Raw genomic sequence first — 2144 nt, forward strand, 5'->3', positions numbered from 1 at the left:
CACAAAACGCCCCCGACTCCATCCCCTCAGAGATCCCCCGCGCAATCGGCAGCATCCTCGACACACCAGTCGGAATCTGCGCCACCAGCGGGTTGATCACCGCAGGCGATGCCAACGTCCCGTTGACCCCCGACGCCCCGGCAATGAACTCCGTGATTGCCGGACCGTACCGGTAGTAAAGCCCCCGTCCCACCTCTGCGATCCTGTTCAACGCAACAACGGCATTCAATCCATCCGGATCAATAGCATTGAGCGGATCACCCCCCACATACCCAAACCGATTCCACCCATCTTCCAACCCGATCGGGTCCGCCTGCATATACCGCCCCGTCGCCGCATCGTAGTACCTGTGCAGGTTGTACGACAGCCCCGTCTCTTCATCAAACACTTGCCCCGGATATCGCAGGTCGAACTTCACCGCCTGCGCATAGCTGGGCCCGCTGACCGTCTGGCCGTAGCCACGGTCGCCCGTGGTGGGACGCACTTCCCCAAACCCCGAGATCAGCCATTGCCAGGCCACCTGCCCCTGCTGGTTGGTCAGGCGCCTGGGGTGTTCAGATGGTCCGTGTGGATGGCGTACAGCCGGCCGTTGATCTCCTAAAAATTCGTGAAATGCAAATCAGTTGTCAAATATTATCTTGATTTTAAATATTGCTCTAAATACTCCCACACCTCGTCCTCACCCTTTTCTTTTGCGGCATCAACAGCACTCCCCCCAGTAATATCAACTTTATCGACATCAGCTCCATAACTCAGTAGATTAACAACCACTCCAAGATGGCCCCATGCTGCGGCACACATAAGAGGCGTTACTCCTTGATCATTAACGGCATCAATCTCGGCTCCTTGGTCTACAAGATAATCAACCGCCCGCAACTCTCCATTTGATGCCGCCTCATGCAATGCAGACATTCCATAACCGCCTATCGCGTTGACAGAGGCGCCATTTTCCAAAAGTATCTTCATAGCAGCAATATTGCCTTCAGAAGCGGCAGTCATGAGTGCAGTTCGCCCTTTCAGGCCTACTTTATCAAGATCAAATTTTTTAGAATTAATCATCAATTCCAAATTATTTACATCAATAGATAAGCTATCTATCAAACTATCTACAGCAGTTTTATCATTCATGGCAGAGAATTAAAAATACCAAGTTCAACTTTATTAAGCAACCTTTGATAATCATCAAACCTCATAGGATCTACAGGAGATATCACATAATGACCAGGTTTACCTGATTGCAGCGTCTGCAGCCCTCCAGGAATAGAATTCACAGGGAAAGCACCTCCGTATCGCTGAATAAATTGATCATGCGGATTAATATTCAAAGATAACCCTTGAGCTTTCCCATTTTTTCCGAATGGATGAATTAACCCATCAGATGCAGCCTTTACATCAACACCTAATCTGGCTGTTAGGCCATTACCACCTCTATATAGCTGTGGTGAATTTGATACGCAAGCAAAAGCTCCCGACTCCACCCCCTCAGAGATCCCCCGCGCAATCGGTAGCATCCTAGAAACACCCGTCGGGATCTGCGCCACCAGCGGACTGATCGCCGCAGGCGATGCCACCGCCCCGTTGACCCCCGACGCCCCGGCAATGAACTCCGTGATCGCCGGACCGTACCGGTAGTAAAGCCCCCGTCCCACCTCTGCGATCCTGTTCAACGCAACAACAACATTCAATCCATCCGGATCAATCGCATTGAGCGGATCACCCCCCACATACCCAAACCGATTCCACCCACCCTCCAGCCCCATCGGGTCCGCCTGGATGTATCTTCCCGTCGCCGCATCGTAGTACCTATGCAGGTTGTACGACAGCCCCGTCTCTTCATCAAACACCTGCCCCGGATGCCGCAGATCGAACTTCACCGCCTGCGCATAGCTGGGGCCGCTGACCGTCTGGCCGTAGCCACGGTCGCCCGTGGTGGGACGCACTTCCCCAAACCCCGAGATCAGCCATTGCCAGGCCACCTGTCCCTGCTGGTTGGTCAGCCGCCTGGGGGCGTTCAGATGGTCCGTGTGGATGGCGTACAGCCGGCCGTTGATTTCTGCCGCAATGGGCATGGGGCATTGGCGCTGCGCTGGTTGGCGTACTGGCCCAAGATCGGAAGAGCGTCGTGTAGGGAAAGAGTGTAGATC

3 protein-coding genes are annotated in these 2144 nt (G+C 53.7%); all 3 read right to left on the reverse strand.

Features of this window, described 5'->3' with window-relative positions:
- Positions 1–520, reverse strand: a 520-nt coding sequence (locus tag KDK82_RS32580) for an RHS repeat-associated core domain-containing protein (protein WP_256974600.1), incomplete at its 3' end; no start/stop codon positions are given.
- 113 nt (positions 521–633) lie between these two features.
- Complete coding sequence (locus KDK82_RS31550) at positions 634–1128, reverse strand: ankyrin repeat domain-containing protein (RefSeq protein WP_088164782.1); 495 nt, start codon at positions 1126–1128, stop codon at positions 634–636.
- A partial coding sequence (locus KDK82_RS33040) for an RHS repeat domain-containing protein (RefSeq protein WP_306417415.1) occupies positions 1125–2144 on the reverse strand: 1020 nt, incomplete at its 5' end. The genes KDK82_RS31550 and KDK82_RS33040, both read right to left, overlap by 4 nt.

Source organism: Delftia sp. K82 (assembly GCF_002193035.1).
Taxonomy (GTDB): Bacteria; Pseudomonadota; Gammaproteobacteria; order Burkholderiales; family Burkholderiaceae_C; genus Comamonas; species Comamonas acidovorans.